Origin of the sequence: Agrococcus casei LMG 22410, assembly GCF_900163565.1 — a bacterium.
GTDB classification, from domain to species: Bacteria; Actinomycetota; Actinomycetes; order Actinomycetales; family Microbacteriaceae; genus Agrococcus; species Agrococcus casei.
In genome coordinates, this window is the sequence record NZ_FUHU01000009.1 from 60,782 (window position 1) to 80,796 (window position 20,015).

Annotated in this window: 20 protein-coding genes and 4 pseudogenes; 15 read left to right on the forward strand and 9 right to left on the reverse strand. The window is 63.7% G+C overall.

The features are described from left to right. Window positions 1-11 precede the first annotated feature (11 nt). Entirely contained in the window at window positions 12-980 is a 969-nt protein-coding gene (locus CZ674_RS01800) for an NAD-dependent epimerase/dehydratase family protein (RefSeq protein ID WP_086990680.1), read from the forward strand. Here the strand turns inward: CZ674_RS01800 and CZ674_RS01805 are convergent. Next, window positions 968-1,363, reverse strand: coding sequence for a VOC family protein (locus CZ674_RS01805; RefSeq protein WP_086990682.1), 396 nt, complete (start codon window positions 1,361-1,363; stop codon window positions 968-970). The genes CZ674_RS01800 and CZ674_RS01805 overlap by 13 nt on opposite strands. A 61-nt stretch (window positions 1,364-1,424) precedes the next feature. Continuing rightward, entirely contained in the window at window positions 1,425-2,075 is a 651-nt protein-coding gene (locus CZ674_RS01810) for a hypothetical protein (protein WP_143244592.1), read from the reverse strand. A 41-nt stretch (window positions 2,076-2,116) separates the two neighbouring features. Here CZ674_RS01810 and CZ674_RS01815 point away from each other — a divergent pair, with 41 nt between their 5' ends. Beyond that, on the forward strand, window positions 2,117-2,524 hold the full coding sequence (locus CZ674_RS01815) for an SMI1/KNR4 family protein (RefSeq protein ID WP_200810027.1): 408 nt from the start codon (window positions 2,117-2,119) through the stop codon (window positions 2,522-2,524). 172 nt (window positions 2,525-2,696) lie between these two features. Here the strand turns inward: CZ674_RS01815 and CZ674_RS01820 are convergent, their stop codons facing one another. Further along, complete coding sequence (locus CZ674_RS01820; RefSeq protein WP_086990686.1) at window positions 2,697-2,954, reverse strand: hypothetical protein; 258 nt, start codon at window positions 2,952-2,954, stop codon at window positions 2,697-2,699. A gap of 36 nt (window positions 2,955-2,990) precedes the next feature. Between CZ674_RS01820 and CZ674_RS01825 the strand changes: the two genes are divergently transcribed. The 6 genes from CZ674_RS01825 (at window position 2,991) to CZ674_RS14495 (ending at window position 7,748) form a co-directional block, all read left to right on the forward strand. Beyond that, the gene (locus CZ674_RS01825; RefSeq protein ID WP_086990688.1) at window positions 2,991-3,377 is read left to right on the forward strand and encodes an MmcQ/YjbR family DNA-binding protein; all 387 of its coding nucleotides are present in this window, start codon (window positions 2,991-2,993) and stop codon (window positions 3,375-3,377) included. Window positions 3,378-3,559: 182 nt separating this feature from the next. Further along, window positions 3,560-4,462 carry a bile acid:sodium symporter family protein gene (locus tag CZ674_RS01830; protein WP_086990690.1) on the forward strand — a complete coding sequence of 301 codons (903 nt, stop codon included), beginning with the start codon at window positions 3,560-3,562 and terminating at the stop codon, window positions 4,460-4,462. A 16-nt stretch (window positions 4,463-4,478) separates the two neighbouring features. Then, the gene (locus CZ674_RS01835) at window positions 4,479-5,531 is read left to right on the forward strand and encodes a DUF6157 family protein (protein WP_086990692.1); all 1,053 of its coding nucleotides are present in this window, start codon (window positions 4,479-4,481) and stop codon (window positions 5,529-5,531) included. Between the two features lie 211 nt (window positions 5,532-5,742). Then, window positions 5,743-6,963 carry a N(5)-(carboxyethyl)ornithine synthase gene (locus CZ674_RS01840; RefSeq protein ID WP_086990694.1) on the forward strand — a complete coding sequence of 407 codons (1,221 nt, stop codon included), beginning with the start codon at window positions 5,743-5,745 and terminating at the stop codon, window positions 6,961-6,963. Window positions 6,964-6,988: 25 nt separating this feature from the next. After that, window positions 6,989-7,396, forward strand: a complete 408-nt coding sequence (locus CZ674_RS01845) for a hypothetical protein (RefSeq protein WP_086990696.1) — start codon at window positions 6,989-6,991, stop codon at window positions 7,394-7,396. Then, window positions 7,335-7,748 carry a GNAT family N-acetyltransferase gene (locus CZ674_RS14495; protein WP_086990698.1) on the forward strand — a complete coding sequence of 138 codons (414 nt, stop codon included), beginning with the start codon at window positions 7,335-7,337 and terminating at the stop codon, window positions 7,746-7,748. Before CZ674_RS01845 ends, CZ674_RS14495 begins: the two co-directional genes overlap by 62 nt. Window positions 7,749-7,790: 42 nt before the next feature. Here the strand turns inward: CZ674_RS14495 and CZ674_RS01855 are convergent, their stop codons facing one another. Together CZ674_RS01855 and CZ674_RS13895 are read right to left on the reverse strand one after the other, a co-directional pair. Then, entirely contained in the window at window positions 7,791-8,372 is a 582-nt protein-coding gene (locus CZ674_RS01855) for a hypothetical protein (protein WP_086990701.1), read from the reverse strand. A gap of 324 nt (window positions 8,373-8,696) precedes the next feature. Continuing rightward, window positions 8,697-9,149 carry a hypothetical protein gene (locus CZ674_RS13895; protein ID WP_096146704.1) on the reverse strand — a complete coding sequence of 151 codons (453 nt, stop codon included), beginning with the start codon at window positions 9,147-9,149 and terminating at the stop codon, window positions 8,697-8,699. Window positions 9,150-9,533: 384 nt separating this feature from the next. Between CZ674_RS13895 and CZ674_RS01865 the strand changes: the two genes are divergently transcribed. Next, a complete protein-coding gene (locus tag CZ674_RS01865; RefSeq protein ID WP_086990705.1) occupies window positions 9,534-10,007 on the forward strand; it encodes a hypothetical protein in 474 nt (157 codons plus the stop codon). A gap of 2 nt (window positions 10,008-10,009) precedes the next feature. After that, window positions 10,010-10,222: a helix-turn-helix transcriptional regulator gene (locus CZ674_RS01870; RefSeq protein ID WP_086990707.1), complete on the forward strand. Its 213-nt coding sequence runs from the start codon at window positions 10,010-10,012 to the stop codon at window positions 10,220-10,222. A gap of 224 nt (window positions 10,223-10,446) precedes the next feature. Here CZ674_RS01870 and CZ674_RS14580 read toward each other — a convergent pair whose 3' ends face one another. Further along, the gene (locus CZ674_RS14580) at window positions 10,447-10,647 is read right to left on the reverse strand and encodes a GNAT family N-acetyltransferase (RefSeq protein ID WP_086990709.1); all 201 of its coding nucleotides are present in this window, start codon (window positions 10,645-10,647) and stop codon (window positions 10,447-10,449) included. Window positions 10,648-10,680: 33 nt separating this feature from the next. Further along, entirely contained in the window at window positions 10,681-11,991 is a 1,311-nt protein-coding gene (locus CZ674_RS01880; protein ID WP_086990711.1) for an ISL3 family transposase, read from the reverse strand. Between the two features lie 234 nt (window positions 11,992-12,225). On the opposite strand from CZ674_RS01880, the pseudogene CZ674_RS01885 reads away from it, so the two are divergent. Both CZ674_RS01885 and CZ674_RS01890 read left to right on the forward strand, forming a co-directional pair. Then, window positions 12,226-13,354 (forward strand): annotated as a pseudogene (locus tag CZ674_RS01885) (ISL3 family transposase); the annotation flags it as partial. Between the two features lie 118 nt (window positions 13,355-13,472). Beyond that, window positions 13,473-14,679 (forward strand): annotated as a pseudogene (locus CZ674_RS01890) (ISL3 family transposase). 390 nt (window positions 14,680-15,069) lie between these two features. On the opposite strand, the gene dld reads toward CZ674_RS01890, so the two are convergent. Together dld and CZ674_RS01900 are read right to left on the reverse strand one after the other, a co-directional pair. Beyond that, window positions 15,070-16,785, reverse strand: a complete 1,716-nt coding sequence (gene dld, locus CZ674_RS01895; protein ID WP_013161533.1) for a D-lactate dehydrogenase — start codon at window positions 16,783-16,785, stop codon at window positions 15,070-15,072. 482 nt (window positions 16,786-17,267) lie between these two features. Next, window positions 17,268-18,033, reverse strand: a pseudogene (locus CZ674_RS01900) (transposase); the annotation flags it as partial. A gap of 114 nt (window positions 18,034-18,147) precedes the next feature. On the opposite strand from CZ674_RS01900, the gene CZ674_RS01905 reads away from it, so the two are divergent. From CZ674_RS01905 to CZ674_RS01915, 3 genes and pseudogenes are all read left to right on the forward strand, one after another. Beyond that, a complete protein-coding gene (locus CZ674_RS01905; protein ID WP_013350246.1) occupies window positions 18,148-18,486 on the forward strand; it encodes a PadR family transcriptional regulator in 339 nt (112 codons plus the stop codon). Next, a complete protein-coding gene (locus CZ674_RS01910) occupies window positions 18,483-19,112 on the forward strand; it encodes an HAAS signaling domain-containing protein (RefSeq protein WP_048769063.1) in 630 nt (209 codons plus the stop codon). Before CZ674_RS01905 ends, CZ674_RS01910 begins: the two co-directional genes overlap by 4 nt. 165 nt (window positions 19,113-19,277) lie before the next feature. Further along, window positions 19,278-19,868: pseudogene (locus CZ674_RS01915) on the forward strand (ISL3 family transposase); the annotation flags it as partial. Between the last annotated feature and the right edge of the window lie 147 nt (window positions 19,869-20,015).

Consider the following 20,015-nt stretch of genomic DNA (forward strand, 5'->3'; position numbering starts at 1 on the left):
GGAGATTCGACGTGAAGATTCTGGTCACTGGAGCCTCTGGGCTGCTGGGCTCCTCTGTCGCCAGATCCCTGATCGTGCTGGGTCACGAAGTGACGACGCTGCAGCGCCGCGCATCCGGAATTCCTGGAGCCCGGGATGTGCAGGGCAGCACCACAGACCCCGCTGCGGTTGCCGAGGCAATGACGGGTGTTGCAGCGGTCATCCACCTGGCAGCGAAGGTGTCGATGGCCGGCGACCCTCGTGAGTTCGAGCGCGTCAACATCGGTGGCACCCGGAACGTGCTCGATGCGGCGCAAGAGGCGGGCGTGACGCGCTTCGTGCACATCTCGTCGCCTTCGGTTGCCAATGCAGGCAGCTCTCTGATCGGAGCTCCGGCTGAGCCCGCGACGCCTGCATCGGCACGCGGCGAGTACGCCCGGACGAAGGGCGAGGGCGAGCTGCTCGCGCTGGCTGCGGATTCCGACGAGTTTCCGGTGCTCGTGCTCCGCCCGCACCTCATGTGGGGGCCGGGTGACACCCAGCTCACCGAGCGCATCATCGAGCGGTCTCGGCAGGGGCGCATGCCGATTCTCGGTTCTGGAGCCGCGCTCGTCGACACCCTCTACGTCACCAATGCCGTCGACGCGATCGTCGCAGCGCTCGATGCTGTGACGCGAGTGCACGGCGAAGCGCTTGTGGTCACCAACGGGCAGCCGCGCCCCATCGGCGAGTTCATCGAGAGCCTGGCACGTGCCGGAGGTGCCGCCAAGCCGAAGCTGCGCATCCCTGTCGCCCCGGCCATCGCGGCGGGTACCGCGGTTGATGCGATCTGGAACCTGAGCGAGCACGACGACGAGCCGCCGCTGACCAGGTTCCTCGCCGAGCAGATGTCGACTGCGCACTGGTTCGGCCAGCGCCGCACGCGCGAGGTGCTGCAGTGGCAGCCTGCGGTCAGCTTTGCCGAGGGCATGGCTGCCCTTGCCCAGCACTACGACCGGTGATCGGTGGCAGTCATGACTTCGATGCGATTGCCGAATCCGTCGCGAGCGTGAAATCGCACGTATCCCTCGAAGGTGTCGCGCTCGGCCCATGAGAGCTCGAAGCCGGCGTCTTCGATGCGCCCGGCGATCTGCTGCAGCTCTTCGACGGATGCGCACACGAGTCCCGGGTGCGCTTTCTTTGCGGGCACGAAGGGGTCATCGACACCGAGATGAATCTCGGCGACAACTGTGTCGCCCTCGAAGGCCCTGAACCAGCATCCGCCGCGGCCTGCCAGCGAAGGCGGCTTCTCGGTCTCCTGCATGCCGAGTGCGTCTCCGTAGAACCTGCGTGCCTCAGCCTCTGCTCCGCGCGGCATCGAGATCTGCACGTGGTGAAGCCTCACAGCGGCACCTCCTGAAGTGTCTTGACGTCAAGGTGAATCTAGCAGGGGTGCCGCGAGTGCGTCAGTGGCTGGACGCTCTGATCTTGGCGGCCGTCGCGGCGTAGAGGTCTTCGGGTATGGCTCCGAGCGATCGCATCTGCTCGAGTGCTGCGAGCTGCTGCTCCGGCGGCAGTGACGAGTCGATGTTGATATCGGGGCTCGCGGGCTGCACGAACTGGTCGCGCGCCGCCACTGTCGCCTGTGCGAACTCCTGCACATCCTGCGGGTCGAATCCCAGGCATCCGATGCTGTAGTCGTTGGTTCCGTCGCTGCCGCTGACGAGAATGCCGTCGTCGCCCTCGTGGCTGAATATTTCAACCTTCTGCATGCCCCCGAACGGCAGGTCGGCCCCGTGCACCTCGAGCTCCGTGCCTCGGATCCCGCCGTAGCCGCCCCAGCGCATCGTCAGCCCGCTGTCGAAGAGCACGCCGACGTAGGAGGTGCCCGTGTAGACCTTGGTGCCGTGCAGCACTCTGCGAGGCTCAGCACCAGCGGGAACCGCCTCGAGATACAGGGCAACGCGATCCCTGCTCGGCATGTCCGCCGACTGTGCGAGCGGTTCGAGCAGCTCAGGCGTCATGCCCGGAACATCTGCGTACTTGTTGCGGACCTTCGCCGCACGGCGTTCACGGGCTTTGGCGCTGCGGCCATAGAACATGTCTGCAATTCCCATGGGCACGAGGGTAGCTGACGACAGCGAACTAGAATCACCCCATGAACATCGACAGTGCCTGGGACATCATCGATCGAGTGCTGGCTGACCAGCTGCCGCAAGTTGCCGAAACGCTGCGCGGCCCAGTCGACGACGCTGACCTTGCACGTCTCGCGCAATCGGTCGGACGCGAGCTGCCTGAGGACTTCGTGACGAGCCTTCGACGTCACGACGGTCAGCACAACCCGACAGCACTGCTCGATCTCTTCGACCACCACACGCTCCTGAGTGCAACAGCGATGATCGATCACTCCAAGATGCGCATCGAGGCACTCGGCGACGACATCGACGACACCATCGACTGGATGACGCCAGACAAGGTGCGCCCCATCATGAACTGCCGCGGATGGCTGCAGTTCACCACGGCCGAGACCGACGGGTACGCGCTGGATCTCGCTGCCCGCTGGTGAAGCCGGCCAGATCCTCTACCTGCCGATCGACGGCCCAACGCCTGCCCCGGAGTTCCCGTCGTACCGAGCGTGGCTGTCGAACTACGCCGAGAAGCTTGATGCCGGAGCGTTCACCATCGACGACACCCTCGGCCTCTGGCTGACCTGATTGGGATTGGCAGCATCAGGGTGATCAGTCGCCTGCGCTGCTCAGTTCGAGTCTGATGCGCTGCCACTCGCTCCAGCAGTTCTCGGGGTCGATGTCTGCGTAGCCTCGCTGTGCGGCCATCGCGTCGGCCGCGGGCTCCTGCAGCGCCATGCACGTGGCGCTGTCTCGCAGCTCGATGACTTCGTCTTCGCTGAGCGGTGTTCCCTTCGCGCGCTCCGACGCGGCCAGCAGATCGACCAGTGGCGGCATGAACACGAGAACGAGGGGCTGTTCTTCTGACATGATCCAAGCGTACGACCGTCTGCATGGAGGCCCACTGTGAGAAGAAGTGACCTGCACAAGATCGTGCGCGAGGCCGCTGAGGCCCTGCCCGGATCAGGCATGAGTCATCCGTTCGGACCCGAATACGAGGTCTGGAAGGTGCGCGGCAAGGTGTTTGCGCTGCTGACCGATCTCGCCGACGGCCCCATCGTCGTGATCAAGTCAGACCCTGAGGATTCCAGGGCGCTTCGCGAGACCTACGCCGACATCACTCCCGGCTACCACATGAACAAGAAGCACTGGATCACGCTCAGGCCAGGCCCGAGCATCGACAACAGCCTGGCTCAAGAGCTGGTGACGGAATCGTATCGGCTGGTCGTCATGGGCCTTCCGCGAGCGCAGCGGCCGATTGATCCCGACAATTTCGCAGCAACTGCCCAATGAGCGATATCGATGCGGCAGCGAGCGGTTGTCACGTCATCATCCGTAGGAAACCTCAAACCGCTTGACCTGGGCTGAACGGCAACTGATACTCAGCTCACTGCGCCTCCGACCGAAACCAGCTCACCAGCGGTGTCTTCGAGAGTGCCAGAACGCGAATCTCTCGAATACAAGCACGTATACCCATGACCGATTCTGCCCTCATCACCATCGGCCTGCCGATCGCCCTGGCGATCATCATGTTCGGTCTCGGACTGTCGCTGACACCAAGTGACTTCCGACGCGTTGCGCGATCGCCGAAGGCTGTCGCAATCGCACTCATCCTGCAGATCCTGGTGTTGCCCCTCATCGCATTCGGCTTGGTCGTCGCGTTCAACATCGACCCGCTGCTCGCAGTCGGCGTCATGCTGCTCGCCGCCTCCCCCGGCGGGCCCACGGCGAACCTCTTCAGCCACCTCTTCCGTGGCGATGTGGCGCTCAACATCACGCTGACGGCCGTCAACTCCGTGCTCGCGGCATTCACGATCCCGCTGATCACCAACCTCGCCATCAACTACTTCGCTGCAGACGGCGAACTGGGTCTGCAGCTGGGCAAGCTGCTGCAGGTGATGGTGATCGTGCTCATCCCCGTTGCCGTGGGCATGGTCGTGCGCCACTACTCCAAGAAATTTGCCGACCGCGCCGACCGACCGGTGCGAATCTTCTCGATCATCGTGCTCGTCGTGGTTGCCGTCGGCGCACTGCTCGGCGAGCGGGAGCACCTGCTTGACTACTTCCAGCAGATCGGGCTCACCACCGGACTCTTCTGTCTCGCGAGCCGGACCATCGGGTATCTCGGTGCGCGTCTGATCAAGCTGGATTCGTCGCAGTCCATTGCCGTCTCCATGGAGATCGGCATCCACAACACCACGATCGCGCTGACGATTGCGCTGAGCGTGCTCAACAGCACCGAGGTCGCGATCCCCGCGGCCATCTACTCGATTCTGATGTATGTGCTCGCGACTGCCTTCGGCTTCCTGATCACCAGGGGCACGCGCAAGGCGGCTCGCAGCGAGACTGCTGCGGCTGCGAGTGCAGTGCGCGACTGAGCACTACGATGACCGGATGACAGAAGACCACGCCGCAAGCCTTTATGACGCTGTCAACACCTGGGGTGCCGACGACGAGTACTTTCTGAAGTTCGGTGCGGGCGACGGCCAGTCGCGCATCCTGGATCTCGGATGCGGGACTGGCCGCATCACATTTGCGATCGCTCAGACAGGCGCCCGCGTCACCGGTGTCGACCCTGATCAGCCCTCGGTCGCGGCTGCCCAGCTGAAGCCGGGTGCCGACCGGGTCGAGTGGATCGTCGGCGATTCACGTGCCATTCCAGAAGAGCGGATGTTCGATGCGGCGATCATGTCGTCGAACGTCGTGCAGGCGATCCTGGATGACGCTGAGCTCACCCGCACCTTCAGTGACATCGCAAGCCACCTGGTGCCAGGCGGCCGGCTGACGTTCGACTCGCGTGATCCGAATGCTCGAGGCTGGGAGCGATGGACGAAGGAGAACAGCCACCGCGTCGTCGAACTGCCCGACGGCGAGAGTCAGCACTGGTACCAGACGACCAGTGTCGATGAGCCTGCAGGGTTGGTTGACTTCGGTGCCCACGAGGTGGACGCCGGCGGACACGAACACGTCACTGCCGATCGCATCCGCTTTCGCAGTGAAGAGCATCTGCGGTCATTGCTGGGCGAAGCCGGGCTCGTCGTCGATGAGGTGTTCGGAGGGTTTGACCGACAGCCGGTCGGACGCGGCGTCGGGACCCTCGTCTTTGCCGCTCACCGCATCCGCGTGCTTGACGAGGCAGAGATTCCGCCGACCCGCACCAAGTCGCCGACAGTGGCGGAGCTGCAGTATGCGCTCATCTCGGCGCGACCGTATGAGATGACCCGCGACGATGTGCTGTTCGAGGTCTTTGCGACTCGGAATGAGATTGCTGCCGACAAGCGCACTGAGGCGCGTGAGGCGTTCTTTGCGAAGGATCAGGCGTGCTTGCGGTCTTCGCCGCTCGGCAAGCGGTACGGCTGGGGAATCCACCACGACGCAGACGGCCGCGTTGCTCTCGTGGCAGTTGGTTCAGATGACTATCGTGCACTCGCGCTGACCCCGAGGTGAAGCAGCTCAAGGCAATGCGCTCGAGGCGCGCCTGACCAGAAGCGGCGCGCGTCCCTGTCGTCGCGCGGCGCTCTACGACCTCGCCCGATGAGCCGATACAGAATCCGGCTGGCTCCATCTTCGCTTGCTGCACCAGCCAGCATGCATTTTCGTGTGTGGGAGTACAGTCCAAGCAGGAACCCCATTTGGTTCCCCGATGATGGGAGACCGGATGTCCGGCAATGCTCAACCGTCCACTGGTGTGTCCCTCTCTTCTTCGGACGAAGCTACGCCACACACTCCCCTGCTCACGTTGGGGCTGCTCGCCGAGTCCACGATGGAGAACGAGCGGAGGCTGGCGCTGCACCCGCACCACCTGGATCGAATCGACCCCGACCTGCGTGCGCGAATGATCGTCGAACACGGATACGCGTCTGATTTCCAGCTCGCGCCCGGGTATGTCGAGTCTCGTGTGGGCCGTGTCGCAGATCGGGCCGAGGTCATCAGCTCTGCGGACGTTCTGCTTCTGCCGAAGCCGCAGTCGGTTGACGTGTCGGCGATGCCCGAAGGCGGCATTCTCTGGGGATGGCCCCACTGTGTGCAGGATGCCAGCATGACGCAGACTGCAATCGACCGTCGTCTCACGCTCATCGCGTTCGAAGCGATGAATCACTGGACGCGTCAGGGAGACTTCAGCCTCCATGTCTTCCACAAGAACAACGAGCTTGCTGGATACTGCTCGGTGCTGCATGCGTTGAGCCTCATCGGGTCAACCGGCAGCTACGGGCCGCGACGCAGTGCAGTCGTAATCGGGTTCGGCGCAACGGCACGAGGAGCGGTCACTGCGCTCAAAGCACACGAGATCTATGACATCCAGGTCCTGACGCAGCGTGATGCCTCTGCAGTCGGCTCGCCCATCCACAGCGCTCACATCACCCAGCTGAATACCGACGACGGCCCCATTCATCTCAGCACGGTGCCCACGAAAGACGGTGACGTCTTGCTTCCCGATTTTCTTGCGTCGCACGACATTGTCATCAACTGCACGCTGCAAGACGTCGACGCACCCATGACGTATCTGCGCACTCAGGATCTGGAGGGCTTCCGGCCGGGCAGCCTGATCATCGATGTCTCGTGCGACGAGGGAATGGGCTTCGAATGGGCCAAGCCAACTGCATTCGAGGACCCGATGTTCGCTGTCGGTCAGGGCGTGAATTACTACGCTGTCGACCACAGCCCGTCATACCTGTGGAACTCGGCGACATGGGAGATCAGCGAGGCCATTCTGCCGTTCCTTCGCACAGTGATGGAAGGACCGGCCGCTTGGGAAGAGGATCTGACCATCTCCCGTGCCATCGAGATCCACGACGGAGTCATCAAGAATCCGAGTGTTCTGACATTCCAGAACCGCGAGTCTGAATACCCTTACCCGCGAATTTCCGAAGCGGTCTGAGTCGCATCACGATTAGCCTAGGAGCATGACTGTGTCTCGTGCCGCCATGAGCTATGCCTCTGCGCTCAATCGAAACGAGCTGTTCGAGAGCCCTGGACTGCGCCGCGACATACCTGCCTTGCTGCATCCTGATGAGGAAGTCCTGCTCGTCCTCCCTGGTGTAGCGGGTGACTTTCCTGATCTCATGATCGCCACCTCGAGTCGATTTCTGCTGGCCGCCGTCGCGGGCCCCATCAAGAAGGCGAAGATCAAGCGAGAGGTCCGGGCTATCGATGTTGCCGGGGTACGGTACCGGCCTGGCCTCTTCACTCGAATGCGCGTCGAGACGACCGCCGGTAAAGGCATCAAGATGATTCCGAATCGCAAGGTCGATGCCCAGCGCTTTGCCCTCGAATTCGATCACCTTCTGCGAACGGGGTCGCTCCCCTCCTAGACACCGAGTACACGGTACTCGGCAGTCCAGACCGGATGTCCCAGGATGGTCATTCGATTCGGCTCGCGTAGTCGTCGCTCGCGTGAACGGTGAGCTCGTGGGTCTGGCAAGAATCATCGGCGATGGTGCGACCATCTGCTATCTGCAGGATGTGCTGGTGAGCCCGAGTGCGCAGAGGACCGGGCTCGGAAGGGCGCTGGTTCGGGAGGCGTTCGCGCCGTATTCCTCGGTTCGCCAGCACGTGCTCATCACCGACGAAGAGGCTGGGCAGAAGTCCTTCTACGAATCGGTGGGCTTCGCCCAGCTTGGTGAGAGCGTCCCCGGACGTGCCTTCGTGAGATTCGCGAACTGACGCGGAGTCCCATCACAAGGTGTCGAGCAGGCGTATTCGCTCTCAGCGCAGGACGATCCAGAACACCCAAGCGATGGCGAATACGGCAATGACGAGTGCCGCCCAGAGCATGGGCCCGCCAAGCAGCTCTCCAACACTGACGGACCTTGGATAGCGTCGCGACGCCTGAATCGGAGTCAGCGGCTCACTGACGACTGTCGACTGCAGGCCGTGCGATGCCAGCATCTCCACCACACCGCGTTCTTGAGGAGTGAAGGCGAGCACAGTTCGATCACCGTGACGGAGCAGCACGCGTGGAACCGCTGACACCCCTCCCCTTCCGGGCAGAACCAGACGCTGCAGCAGCACAACCTCATCGATCTCTGACAGCAGCACAGACCGACGTGCACCCACCACATGCCGGACCGTGATGCGGTCGGGGCTGACAGACACTTCGACGAATTGGGAGAACGTCAGAGCTCCGACGACTAAGAGAACGAGCGCGACGAACCCGATCAGCGAGGGGGCGACGAAATCGCCCGGCACTGCATCCGCTATGAACCAGACGATCCCGATCCACGTCAGGGAAGCCACGAGCAGCACACCGGCGAATGCGAGGAACACTCGACCCGCGCGTATCGACATCCGATGGCTCCTTCCCGTTCGGCAAACCTCGGTCATTGCGCTCACAGTGGAGCGGGAACTCGACTATACGGCGAAGCTGAACTCCACCACGTCGCCGCGGTTAGCGAACCTTTGGCGCGACCACCGGTTCACTTCTTACCCGCAGAGGTTGTATTGTGCCGCCATTCGCAGCAGTGCCCACAGGTGCCAACCTTTGACAGGAGTGATCTCGTCACTGACTGGTCGAAGGCACGTGATATTGCCATTTTCATGGTTCGTCCACGAAGGCTGCTCCACGCGCTTTCAATCATTGATTTCAATGAGAAGCCAATCAGCTAAAACGCGTTACTCCGCGGGTACGATCACGGAAGCCCCGTCATCTTCGATCATTTCCCACTGGGCCTCCGGCTTGAACGTCTCTTCAGCAGAGAAGGAACGTGAGCAGAAATCAAAGTCGATGCGGGACAGTTCGAGAGTGCTGACGTCCTCGTTGCTGCGGAATATTAGCCACTGCAAGTCGTCAGAGCTGTCGGCATCTACTTCAGAAGCTGCAGCGGCAAGCACTGGATGAACATCGCCCTTCGGCTCGGCGTAAGGACAGACGATGAGCAACTCATCCCAAGCCATGTCGCCACCGACACTCGAAGGCAAATTAAACGTTCTACTTTTCGAAGAGATATCCTCAAGCTCGGCCTCGAACGAACTTGCCGTCGAGCACCCTGGCAGCAACAGCACTCCCGCCAACGCTAGAGAAAGCGTTGATACAGCTTGCACCGATCGCACTTTCACGTCAGACATCGAACCACCTTATCAAGCAATCTCGACGCGATCCGAAACCCCTAACATTGTCAGGTGAGCCAATACCGGGCGCTGCTGGATCAACCAAAGCCAGCGATGCACACCACACGTCTGCCATTCGGCAACGATTGCACTCCTAGCTCACCGTAGCAAAGCGCCGAACCCCGACAGGGATCCGGCGCTTGCATAAGACGTTAAAGCGAAACGCGACTAGACGTTAAACCGCCACTCGCACACGTCGCCGCACATACCAGCCTCACGGGAGGGGTCTACGGCCCAGCGCATGCGGCGGCACGACAAGCTCGGAATCGTCAACTTGCGTAAAGCGAGCTGTACATGTCAAGCTAGCTTCACATGTCAAACGAGCTTCACAACGGAGAGGCTATGAGCACCGAACCACGAACCGACACCCGAACGCGCTGGGGCCGCATCAAGTTCGCCGGAGGGCGCATCCCCGCGATGGCTGTTGCGATCCCGGCCGGGCTGATCCTGGCCGCGGGAGTTGGTGCGCTCACACTTTTGACTGGAGTCTCCCAGGGCGAGCAGGCCTTGATCATTGCCGGCGTGTTCACCCTCATCATGTCCTGGGGGCTCATCGGCCTCATCTGGGCCCTAGTCGTGGATCACTCAAGCCTGCGGGGGGCACTCGACAGGCCAGATGAATCGATCGAGTCAAAGTGGCTGGAAGCCGCTATGGCTGGTGCGCTCTGCGACACGATCATGCTGACAGGATTCGCGCTTGCTACTCTCGTCATCACCGGCTTCGAACTCGATGTCACCTGGGCGCTCATCGGCGTCGTCTGGGTTGCCTTCTTCAGTACAATTGTGCGGTACCTCATGGCGAAGAAGCGGGGCTGACCGTGAAGAACTCGCTTCACGAACGCCGACAGGACCGCGGATGGTCGCAACAACGCCTCGCCGATGAACTCGGAGTCTCCCGCCAAACAGTCATCTCCATCGAACGCGGACGGTTTGACCCATCCTTGCCGCTAGCTTTCCGTCTGGCCGAGGTTTTCGAATGCAGGATCGAGGAACTCTTCGATCCCAAAGGAGAAGACGCCCGGCCGAGCTGAGGCCCGATATGTATCGAGGATACAAAAATGCCCCGGTTTCTAAGAAGAAACCGGGGCATCAAAAGCGCTAAAGACTAGACGTTAAACCTAAATTCCACCACATTCCGTAGCCGAATAACCTCTACGTCGCGGGTGACTCGTGGGTAGTCGTAGCCCGGTCACGTGCGTTCGTCGGATCGCACCATCAGTCCCTCGAGTCGCGTCGTTGGCAAACGGCCGGTCACCTATCGCTTCAGCGTGACTGCCACTTGTACGCCGAGTTGGGTGAAACCCAATCGCTGTGCGAGTCGGCGGGATGCCTCGTTTCCCTGACGACTGCGCCACTGTGCGACCAGACCGATCCCCAACGCCTCCTGCGTCGCTACAGCTGCGGTGGCATAGGCGAAGCCCGCCCCTCGGTGCGCCGGACTTGCGAGGACCGCCATCTGGGCGAGCTCCGAACGCCAGCGTTTGAAGGCTCATCGCATTCCAGAGTGTAGGTGGGGCCTGAATCCTCCGGACTCGAGCAGCGATCTGGCGATGTAGTTCGTGAGGTTGCGGAAGCCGAGGGCGGATCCGCGGAGGTGTTCGAGGCGGCCGTTGATGGCCTCGGTCGGTCCGTTGCTGGTCCCGGGGCGGTCGAAGAACGCGAGGATGTCGGCGGCCCGCTTCTTCAGTGTCCGGCCGAGCTTGCGGAGTTCGACCAAGCGGGCCGGGACGCCGGTGGCGACGGCGTCGATGACCGCCTGCATGGCCTGCTTCCCGAGCTTCTTGTCGGGTTCCCGGTAAGCGGCGATCATGCGCTGGTAGATGCCCCAGGTCGCTTCGACCTCGACATGCTGCTCGTCGGCGAACAGCACCTGGATTCGCGTGACCTGCTTCTCGGTGAGGAGGGCATCACCGGTGTGCAGGGTGCGGCGGGCTTTGTAGAGCGGGTCGTTCTTCATCCCGCGCCTGCCGTGGAGGTCCTGCTGGACGCGCCGCCGGCAGACGTCGAGCGCGTCGCCGGCGAGGCGGACGACATGGAACGGGTCCATCACCGCGACCGCTTTCGGGAGCTCTTCGGCGGCGGCGGTCTTGAATCCGGTGAACCCGTCCATCGCGACGACCTCGATCCCGTCCCGCCACGACTTCGGGCGTCCCGCGAGCCAGTCCTTGAACACGGCCTTCGATCGCCCCTCAACCATGTCCAACAAGCGTGCGGGGCCGATCTTGTCGCGGTTCGGGGTGAGGTCGATGATCACGGTGACGTATTTGTCGCCGAACCTTGTGTGCCGCCAGACATGCTCGTCGACACCGATCACCCGGACCCCGTCGAACCGGTGGGAGTTGTTGATCAGGCGTCGGCGGCCCTCGGCGAGGACCGCGCTGTTCGCGGTGTGCCAAGACACCCCCAGCCCTGCCGCGACGCGGGTCACGGTGAGATGGTCGACGACGATCCCGGCGAGAGCCCATCCCAGTCCACCGCGGGAGATCTTCGCCCGAGACGGCGCAGCCCTCGTGGTGTCTTCCCGCCAAGTCCGCCGGCAGTGATCACACCGGAACCGGCGCACCCGGAGCAGGAGCGTCGTGGGCCGGTGGCCGAACGGCGCGTGCGCGAGCCGCCGGACGACCGTGTCCCGGACCACCCCTTCGGCACCGCATTTCCGGCACCACGGGTCTGGCTCGGCGACGCGGCACTCGATCACCGCGCGCTCAGGCTCGAGTCGTTGGCCGACGGCTTGAAGGCCGAGTTCGTCGAGGCGGCAGAAAGTGGTCAGGCACGGTGCGGCGAAGGTAGCGTTGAACAACGTCGAGGTCTTTCAGATGGACAGCTTAGGAACTTCCATCCTGGAAGACCTCGACACCTATCCGGCGATCGCCGCGCGGCCCCGACCTACACTCTCAACTGCGAAGAGCCTTTCTGGCTCTTCGCAGATGAGGGTGTAGCTGCGGAGTGTGGGGTGGGCGCGTCGGTGCCGGGATAGACGTCGAGGTCTCCCGATGATGGAAGTTCTCACGCTCGCCATCAGGAAGACCTCGACGTGCCCAACGCTACCTTCGACAGCCCCGATTTGACGACCTTCGCGCGCCTGGACGAACTCGGTCTGGTCGCCGTCGGTCAACGCCTCTCGGCCGAGCGGGCGGTGCTCGAGTGTCGACTCGCGGAGGAAGATCCGTGGTGCCGCGCCTGCGGGGCGAGGTCGACCTCGCGCGGCACGATCACTCGTCGCCTCGCTCACCAGCCGTTCGGCCACCGCCCCACGACCCTGCTGGTGCGGATCCGGCGCTACCGGTGTGATCACTGCGGCAACCGCTGGCGAGAGGACACCACCGCCGCCGCGCCCGAGCGGGCGAAACTCTCCCGCGGCGGGATGCGGTGGGCACTGGAAGCCCTGGTCATCGATCACCTCACGATCGCAAGGATCGCCGCCGGGCTCGGGGTTGCCTGGCACACCGCCAACGACGCCGTCCTGGCCGAGGGCCAGCAGCTGCTGATCGATGACCCAGCCCGCTTCGACGCCGTCCGCGTGATCGGTGTTGACGAGCACCTCTGGCGCCACACCCGGCGCGGCGACAAGTACGTCACCGTGATCATCGACCTCACCCCAGCCAGGGACAAGACCGGCCCGGCGAGGCTGCTGGACATGATCCCCGGCCGCTCCAAAGCAGCGTTCAAGGCCTGGCTCAAGGCCCACCCCAAGGCATGGAAGGACCGCATCGAGGTAGTGGCGATGGACGGGTTCACCGGATACAAGACCGCCGCCGGCGAGGCCCTCCCAGGCGCGGTCGCGGTCATGGATCCCTTCCACGTCGTCCGCCTCGCCGGAGACGCACTGGAACGACTGCCGACGACGCGTCCAGCAGCAGCTCCACAAGCGCAGGGGCCGCAAGGACGACCCCCTCTACAAGACTCGCCGCACCCTCCACACCGGCACCAAGCTGCTGACCGACCGCCAATGCCAGCGCCTCAGCAGCCTGTTCGAGCGAGAGAAGCACGTTGCGGTCGAGGTGACCTGGGAGATCTACCAGGCGATGGTCGCCGCCTACCGAGAACCCGACCGGGCGAAAGCCAAAGCGAAGATGGAGAAGCTCATCACCGCGCTGAGCAAGCGCGTCCCGGACGCCTTGCCCGAGCTGGCCAAGCTCGGCCGAACACTGACGAAACGGGCTCTTCACAGATGAGGGTGTAGCGCGTAGTCAAGGATCGAACGGCGTGGCGCTGCCCGGGTAGGCATCGAGGCCTTCCGATGATGGAAGTTCTCACACTGCCCATCTGGAAGACCTCGACGTGCCTGACGCTACCTTCACCGACCCTGACCTGACCATGTTCTGCCGCTTGAATGAGCTCGGCCTTGAGGCCACCGGTCAGCGCCTCGAGCCCGCCGGTGCGGTCCTGGCCTGTCGAGTCGTCGAACCCGACCGCTGGTGCCGACGCTGTGGCTGTGAAGGAACCGCGCGCGGCACGGTTGTCCGCCGGCTGGCCCACGAGCCGTTGGGGTGGCGTCCGACGACGTTGGAGGTCACGGTCCGCCGCTACCGGTGCACCGGCTGCGGCCACGTGTGGCGCCAAGACACGTCTTTGGCGGCCGAGCCACGCGCGAAGCTCTCCCGGCGAGGGCTGGCGTGGGCGCTGGAGGGCATCGTCATCGCCCACCTGACGGTCGCGCGGGTCGCTGAGGGGCTCGGGGTTGCGTGGAACACCGCCAACGATGCCGTCCTGGCCCAGGGCACACGCGTCCTGATCGAGGACCCGAACCGCTTCGACGGCGTCCGCGTGCTCGGCGTCGACGAGCACGTCTGGCGGCTCCAAGCGAGTCTTCAAGGAGTGGCTCGCCGCTCGCCCTCAGGCATGGCGTGAGGCCATCGAAGTCGTCGCGATGGATGGCTTCACCGGGTTCAAGAGCGCCACCGCCGAGGAACTGCCCGACGCGGCTGCGGTGATGGATCCCTTCCACGTCGTGCGCCTTGCCGGTGATGCCCTCGACCAGTGCCGACGCCGAGTCCAGCAGGAACTGCACGGGCACCGCGGCCGCAAAGACGACCCGCTCTACCGTGCGCGTAGAACGTTGCACACCGGCGCGGGCCTGCTCACCGACAAGCAGCAGACCCGCCTGCAGGAGCTGTTCGTGCTCGAGGAGCACGTGCCCGTCGAGGCGACCTGGGGGATCTACCAGCGGATGATCGCGGCCTACCGCGAGAAGGACCGATCCCTCGGCCGCGCGGCGATGGAGGCGCTCATCGACGCCGTCAGCCAAGACGTCCCCGCCGGGCTGGACGAGTTGCGCAAGCTCGGTCGGACCCTGAAGGCTCGCGCCACCGACGTGCTGGCCTACTTCGAGCGGCCTGGCACCAGCAATGGCCCCACAGAGGCGATCAACGGACGCCTGGAGCACCTGCGCGGCTCGGCCCTGGGCTTCCGCAACCTGACCAACTACATCGCCAGATCCCTGCTCGAGTCCGGCGGATTCAGACCTCAACTACACCCTCATCTGTGAAGAGCCGCTTTAGACATCCCTCATCGTCACGGACCACTATGAACGATGTCCCGACTCACCTATGAACGATGTCCTGAACCTACACACCTTCAGCTCCACCAATATGTTCAGGCAATGTGTTTCAGCAATAGCCTCCGGGCTCGTCGATGTGGCCGGTGGCGAGGATTTCGCCGGTGTGCCGGCCGTCGCGGGTCAGCTGACGGCGTGAGGCGATGACCCGTTCTCGGACCGGGCGCGGCCCTCGCCGCCACGCGATTCTATGGCCTGCCCAGCCTCTGACCGATGTCTCGACTCATCCGTCCCGGTGGACCTAGGGAGTCGAGCCCTAGGTCCACCCGAGATGGATAAGACATCGCTCAGGCTCTCACGGCGTCGCGCTACCTTGGGGACTTAGGCCCAGTCCTTGTGCGGCGACGTGCCGCCGATACCGGCGTTGAACGTATTCGTCGGATCGAGCTCCTTGAAGTGCTCTTCCATGGACTCCGGCAGCTTGTAGATGCGACCGTAGTTGTGCTCGGCGGGCAGCTTCGCGCCGCGCTCCTCCAGCAGGTGCTGGATGCGGTCGTGCAGCGCCTCGGGATCCACGCCCTGCTTGGCGACATAGTCCTGGTGCATCACATGGCAGAAGAAGTGCCCGTAATACGCCTTGACCTCAAGCTGGTCGTCGATCTCCTCCGGCAGCACCTCGAGCCAGTTCCAATCGTCGCGACGCAGGGCCACATCGATGGGGATGAGCCCTGCGATGTGCCGGCGCTTCAACGCGGCGTAGCGAGTGGCGGCACTGGCCGCGCCGAACCGGTTGAGCGACGCGCTCTTTTCTTCATCAGACGTGCAGATGAAGAACTCACCAGTGTGCTCGGGCTCTGCGAAGAACTCCTTGAGCATCTTCTCGCTCGCGGCCTTCTGCGACTCGCTGACGGTGAGCAGCAGGTGATGCTCGAAACGGTTGCGGTACTCCATCATGCGCTTGGGCAGCTGGTTGGGCAGCACGCTGAACATGGCTTGCGATACCGTGTCGGCGAAGGTCGGACCAATGCCGGGAATCTTCGAGAACAAGCCGTTGGCCCACGTCTTGAACGAGAACATGCGCGTCTGCAGCGCTGGACTCATGAACTTCAGGAAGACGAAGGTGTCTTTGCCGTACTTCTCGGCCAAGTCGAAGGCACTGCGGCCCATGTACTCACCAGAGATAGGCAGCGGCATGTCGGCTTCGAGGAACAACCGACGGATCTCTTCGAGCTCGTGCGTGTTGTTCGTGCCGATGTAAAACACGGTCGGGTGCACTTCGCGAGGGAAGGTGCGGGTGCGCACCGCGAACACCATCAGCTTGCCGGCCGAGCCGGAAGCCTCGAACAGGTACTCGGGGTTCGCATTGTAGCGAGCAGGCGAAGGCACGATCTTGCGCAAGTGCTCGGCGTACTCGGTCTCGTTCGAGTCTTCGGGAGCTGGGGTGACATCCTCGGGAGACCACTCGCCGCGCTGTAGACGGTCGAGTGCGACCTCAGGGTCGTCTCCGAGCGAGATGCCCAGGTGATTGACCAGCTCGACCTTGCCGTCGTCGTTGACGCGGGCGAAGATCGCTTCGCGCGTGAATGCCGGACCCTTGCGAATCTGGCTGCCGCCCGAGTTGTTCGCGATGCCGCCGATGACCGAGGCGCCGATTGATGTCGACCCGATCACCGAGTGCGGCTCGCGCTGGTGCTTGGCGAGCGCGTCGGTCAGGTGTGTCAGCGGGGTGCCCGCGAGCGAGATCGCCTCGCGCGCGTCGTTGATGAGGTGCACCTCATCGATGCGGTGAGTCGAGATGATCACAATGGGGCGATCGTAGTCTTGGAAGCCGGGGCCGGATCCACCAGTCAGGCCCGTGTTCGATGCCTGCGGGATGACGATGAGGTTGTTGTCGACGGATACCTGCAGCGCCCGCCACATCTCGACCAGCGTGCCGGGGCGCACCACGGCGAAGACTGGTCCTCCGCCGAATCGATAGCCTTTGCTGAATGGCATCGTGGCACGCTCAGAGGTCAGTACATGTTCGTCGCCGACGATTCTCTTGAACGCATCGATCGCTTCGTGCGAAGTCGTGGTGGTCTGTCCTGGTTGCGTCATCTCTAAGCTTCCTATATTCAGTTGCATCACAAGCGCGTCATGATGCTGAGGGGATGTCGCCTTGATCCGAGCTAGTCCGCGGTCGTTCATTTTTTGATGGGCGGGGAAACGAGCCAGGGGGACGACGCCTGCGACCGTCTGCCCGGAAGCTCGCTACGGCGTCCAAGGAGTGTGCGTGTGCGTATGCATGTGCATACGCGCATCCTCATTGTAGAAGATGCGCATCAGATAGTTTCGGACCGCGGTACTTTCGGACTCCGGTAGGTTCGGACCGCGATAGTTCGGACCGCGATAGTTCGGACCGCGATGTCGGCCACTGCCCTCACCCCATAGATCGACGCAGCAATCAGACTCGCCTAGCGCCGCTTGAACCGTCCCAGGTTTGGTGGCTCTTCACAGATGAGGGTGTAGCGCGTAGTCAAGGATCGAACGGCGTGGCGCTGCCCGGGTAGGCCCCTCCTTCATGTTCCGCCTAATAGGGCTCATCGCATTCCAGGGTGTAGGCGGGGTCTGAAGCCACCCGCCCCGAGCAGGGATCGGGCGATGCAGTGCGTGAGATCTCGGAAGCCGAGGGCGGATCCGTGGGGGTGTTTGAGCCTGCCGTTGGTGGCCTCGGTGGGGCCGTTGCTGGCGCCGGGTAGGTCGAAGAATGCCAGCACGTCGCTGGCTCGCCGACGCAGAGCTCGACCGAGGCGGGCCTGTTCGTCGAGGCCTTCGGGGATAGCCGTGCGGAGGACGTCCATGACGGCCTGCATCTCTGGTTTCCCGAGTGTGCGGTCCGGGAGGCGGCGATCATGCGCTGGTAGATGCCCCAGGTCGCTTCCACTTCGACGTGTTGCTCGTCGGCATACAGGTCCTGGATCCGTTCGACCTGGCGGTCGGTGATTAGCGCTGCTCCAGTGTGAAGGGTGCATCGGCAGGAATAGAGCGGGTCGCCGGCGCGGCGCGGTGTCCGTGCAGGAGTAACTGGATGCGCCGTCGGCAGACGTCGACCGCTTCCCCGGCGAGCCGCCCGACGCGGAAGGGGTCCATTACCGCGACCGCGTCCGGGAATTTCTCGGCTGCGGCGGTCTTGAACCCGGTGAAGCCGATTGTCGCAACAACTTCCACTGCCTCGCGCCAAGTCTAGGGGCGGGCGGCGAGCCAGGTCTTGAACACTGCCTTGGAGCGGCCTTCGACCATGTCCAGCAGCCTGGAAGGGCCGCTGTCCTGGCGAACCGTGGTCAAGTCGATGATCACCGTACAGTGCGGCCCGATATGCGACGGCGGGCTTGCAGGGCGGAGACCACCCGCGCGCAGGATCCTTGGCCTCGTCTACCCCACACCGAACAGATCCTGGCGGAGCGTGCTACCTTGTGGTGCATGGAACCTGACGCTGTTCACCTCGTAGGGCAGTTGCGCCGCGGCGCTCTCGAACCATGTGTCCTCGCCGTCATCGCCCAGCAACCGACCTATGGTCTCGACCTGGCTCGAACGCTGAGCGAACGAGGACTCCTCGAGAGCGAAGGGACGCTGTACCCGCTCCTGTCGAGACTCCGAAAACGCAACCTCGTGACCACTGCCTGGCAAGAGTCCCCGAGTGGACCCCCGCGCCGCTACTACCACATCACCCCGGCAGGCAAGACCGGACTTGCTACATTCACCCAGGAATGGGGCCGCTTCCGGCAAGCCGTCGACCTCGTCATTGGAGACCACGCATGACCACTCTGCCCTCGTCCGCCGCCGCCCAGGCCTACCTCAAGCGCCTCACTGCCCTGACCGAATCGCTCCCCTCCAGCGAGCAGCTGGATCTTCTCACCGGAATCGAGGAACACCTCAGGGACGCCGAACAGCGAGGCGTGATCCAGGCGGCACTCGACAGTCTCGGCCCACCTGAGCAGATCGCCCTGGAAGCCGGGGCAGAGACGGCCGGCACACCGCGGTGGATGCGGCTGCTCGCCGTAGCAAGCGCCGTGGCCACAGTGGGAGGCTTCATGGCCCTGGGGGCACTGCTGTGCTTCACGGCGTACTTCGACGATGACTCCGAATACGCTCTACACCCGATGCTCATCCTGCTCGCCTTCGGTGCCGGCAGCATGACAGGAGTCTTCTCGACCGTGCTGTCCTTCCTCGTCAGAGAGCTGACCGGACAGCAGCGGGTTCTGCTGACCGCTTCGTGGATCGCCTCCTCGCTGCTGGCCATCGTGTTCGGCATCGCGGGCGGGAGCGTCCCGGTCGGAGTCAACCTCCCTCTCAGCGCCCTCCCGCTCCTGATGGGTGCCATCGGGGTCGTCCTCGTCCTGCGCTACACCGCACCGAACCCCGCTCGCAAACTGGTCCGAAGCTGAGCCACCCTGGGCCCCATCGCACGTCGCGCTGGGCCGGGTTTCGGGGCTCTTCACAGATGAGGGTATAGCTGTGGTGCGACCTGGGGCGGCGCGTCGGTGTCGGGGTGAGGGTCGAGGTCTTCCGATGATGGGAGTTCTCACACAACCCGTCCGGAAGACCTCGACGTGCCTGACGCTACCTTCACGCGCCCTGACCTGACTACCTTCACCCGCCTCGACGGCCTCGGTCTGGAGGTCACCGGCCAGCTGCTCGAGCCTGACCGGTCCGTGCTGGCGTGCCGGGTCGTGGAGCCGGACGACTGGTGCAGGCGGTGCGGCTGCCAGGGCGTGCCCCGTGACACGGTGAGCAGGGAGTTGGCGCACGAGCCGTTCGGGTGGCGCCCTACCACGCTGGTGCTCACCGTGCGCCGCTACCGCTGCAAGGAGTGCTCGCACGTGTGGCGTCAGGACACCACCGCTGCGGCGCCGCCGCGGGCCAAGATCTCCCGCGCCGGCCTGCGGTGGGGTCTGGTCGGGATCGTCGTCGGCCACCTGTCGATGGCCCGAGTTGCCGAAGGACTGGGCGTGGCGTGGAACACCGCCAACGACGCGGTCCTGGCTGAGGGCCGGCGTCTGCTCATCGAGGACCCGACCCGCCTGGACGGTGTCAAGGTCGTCGGGGTCGATGAGCACGTGTGGCGGCACACCCGGCGCGGTGACAAGTACGTCACCGTGATCATCGACCTCACCCCGGTCCGGGACGGCACCGGGCCCTCAGGGTCTGCTGAAGGTTCGGTTGAGTCTATGACCGCATGATTTCTGACTGGGGTCGTGCTGGAAGGATGGCAATCGTGCCGAAGATCTATTCTGATGAGTTCAAGCGGGATGCTGTTGCGATGGTCGCTGCTGGCTCTTCGCAGAGGA

Excerpts from the sequence above, each read along its gene's own strand:
- CZ674_RS01810 (WP_143244592.1), bottom strand. The coding sequence starts at position 2,075 with ATGGGAATTGCAGACATGTTCTATGGCCGCAGCGCCAAAGCCCGTGAA.
- CZ674_RS01815 (WP_200810027.1), top strand. The coding sequence starts at position 2,117 with ATGAACATCGACAGTGCCTGGGACATCATCGATCGAGTGCTGGCTGAC.
- CZ674_RS01820 (WP_086990686.1), bottom strand. The coding sequence starts at position 2,954 with ATGTCAGAAGAACAGCCCCTCGTTCTCGTGTTCATGCCGCCACTGGTC.
- CZ674_RS01830 (WP_086990690.1), top strand. The coding sequence starts at position 3,560 with ATGACCGATTCTGCCCTCATCACCATCGGCCTGCCGATCGCCCTGGCG.
- CZ674_RS01835 (WP_086990692.1), top strand. The coding sequence starts at position 4,479 with ATGACAGAAGACCACGCCGCAAGCCTTTATGACGCTGTCAACACCTGG.
- CZ674_RS01840 (WP_086990694.1), top strand. The coding sequence starts at position 5,743 with ATGTCCGGCAATGCTCAACCGTCCACTGGTGTGTCCCTCTCTTCTTCG.
- CZ674_RS01845 (WP_086990696.1), top strand. The coding sequence starts at position 6,989 with ATGACTGTGTCTCGTGCCGCCATGAGCTATGCCTCTGCGCTCAATCGA.
- CZ674_RS14495 (WP_086990698.1), top strand. The coding sequence starts at position 7,335 with ATGCCCAGCGCTTTGCCCTCGAATTCGATCACCTTCTGCGAACGGGGT.
- CZ674_RS01855 (WP_086990701.1), bottom strand. The coding sequence starts at position 8,372 with ATGTCGATACGCGCGGGTCGAGTGTTCCTCGCATTCGCCGGTGTGCTG.
- CZ674_RS13895 (WP_096146704.1), bottom strand. The coding sequence starts at position 9,149 with ATGTCTGACGTGAAAGTGCGATCGGTGCAAGCTGTATCAACGCTTTCT.
- CZ674_RS01865 (WP_086990705.1), top strand. The coding sequence starts at position 9,534 with ATGAGCACCGAACCACGAACCGACACCCGAACGCGCTGGGGCCGCATC.
- CZ674_RS14580 (WP_086990709.1), bottom strand. The coding sequence starts at position 10,647 with ATGGCGGTCCTCGCAAGTCCGGCGCACCGAGGGGCGGGCTTCGCCTAT.
- dld (WP_013161533.1), bottom strand. The coding sequence starts at position 16,785 with ATGACGCAACCAGGACAGACCACCACGACTTCGCACGAAGCGATCGAT.
- CZ674_RS01905 (WP_013350246.1), top strand. The coding sequence starts at position 18,148 with ATGGAACCTGACGCTGTTCACCTCGTAGGGCAGTTGCGCCGCGGCGCT.
- CZ674_RS01910 (WP_048769063.1), top strand. The coding sequence starts at position 18,483 with ATGACCACTCTGCCCTCGTCCGCCGCCGCCCAGGCCTACCTCAAGCGC.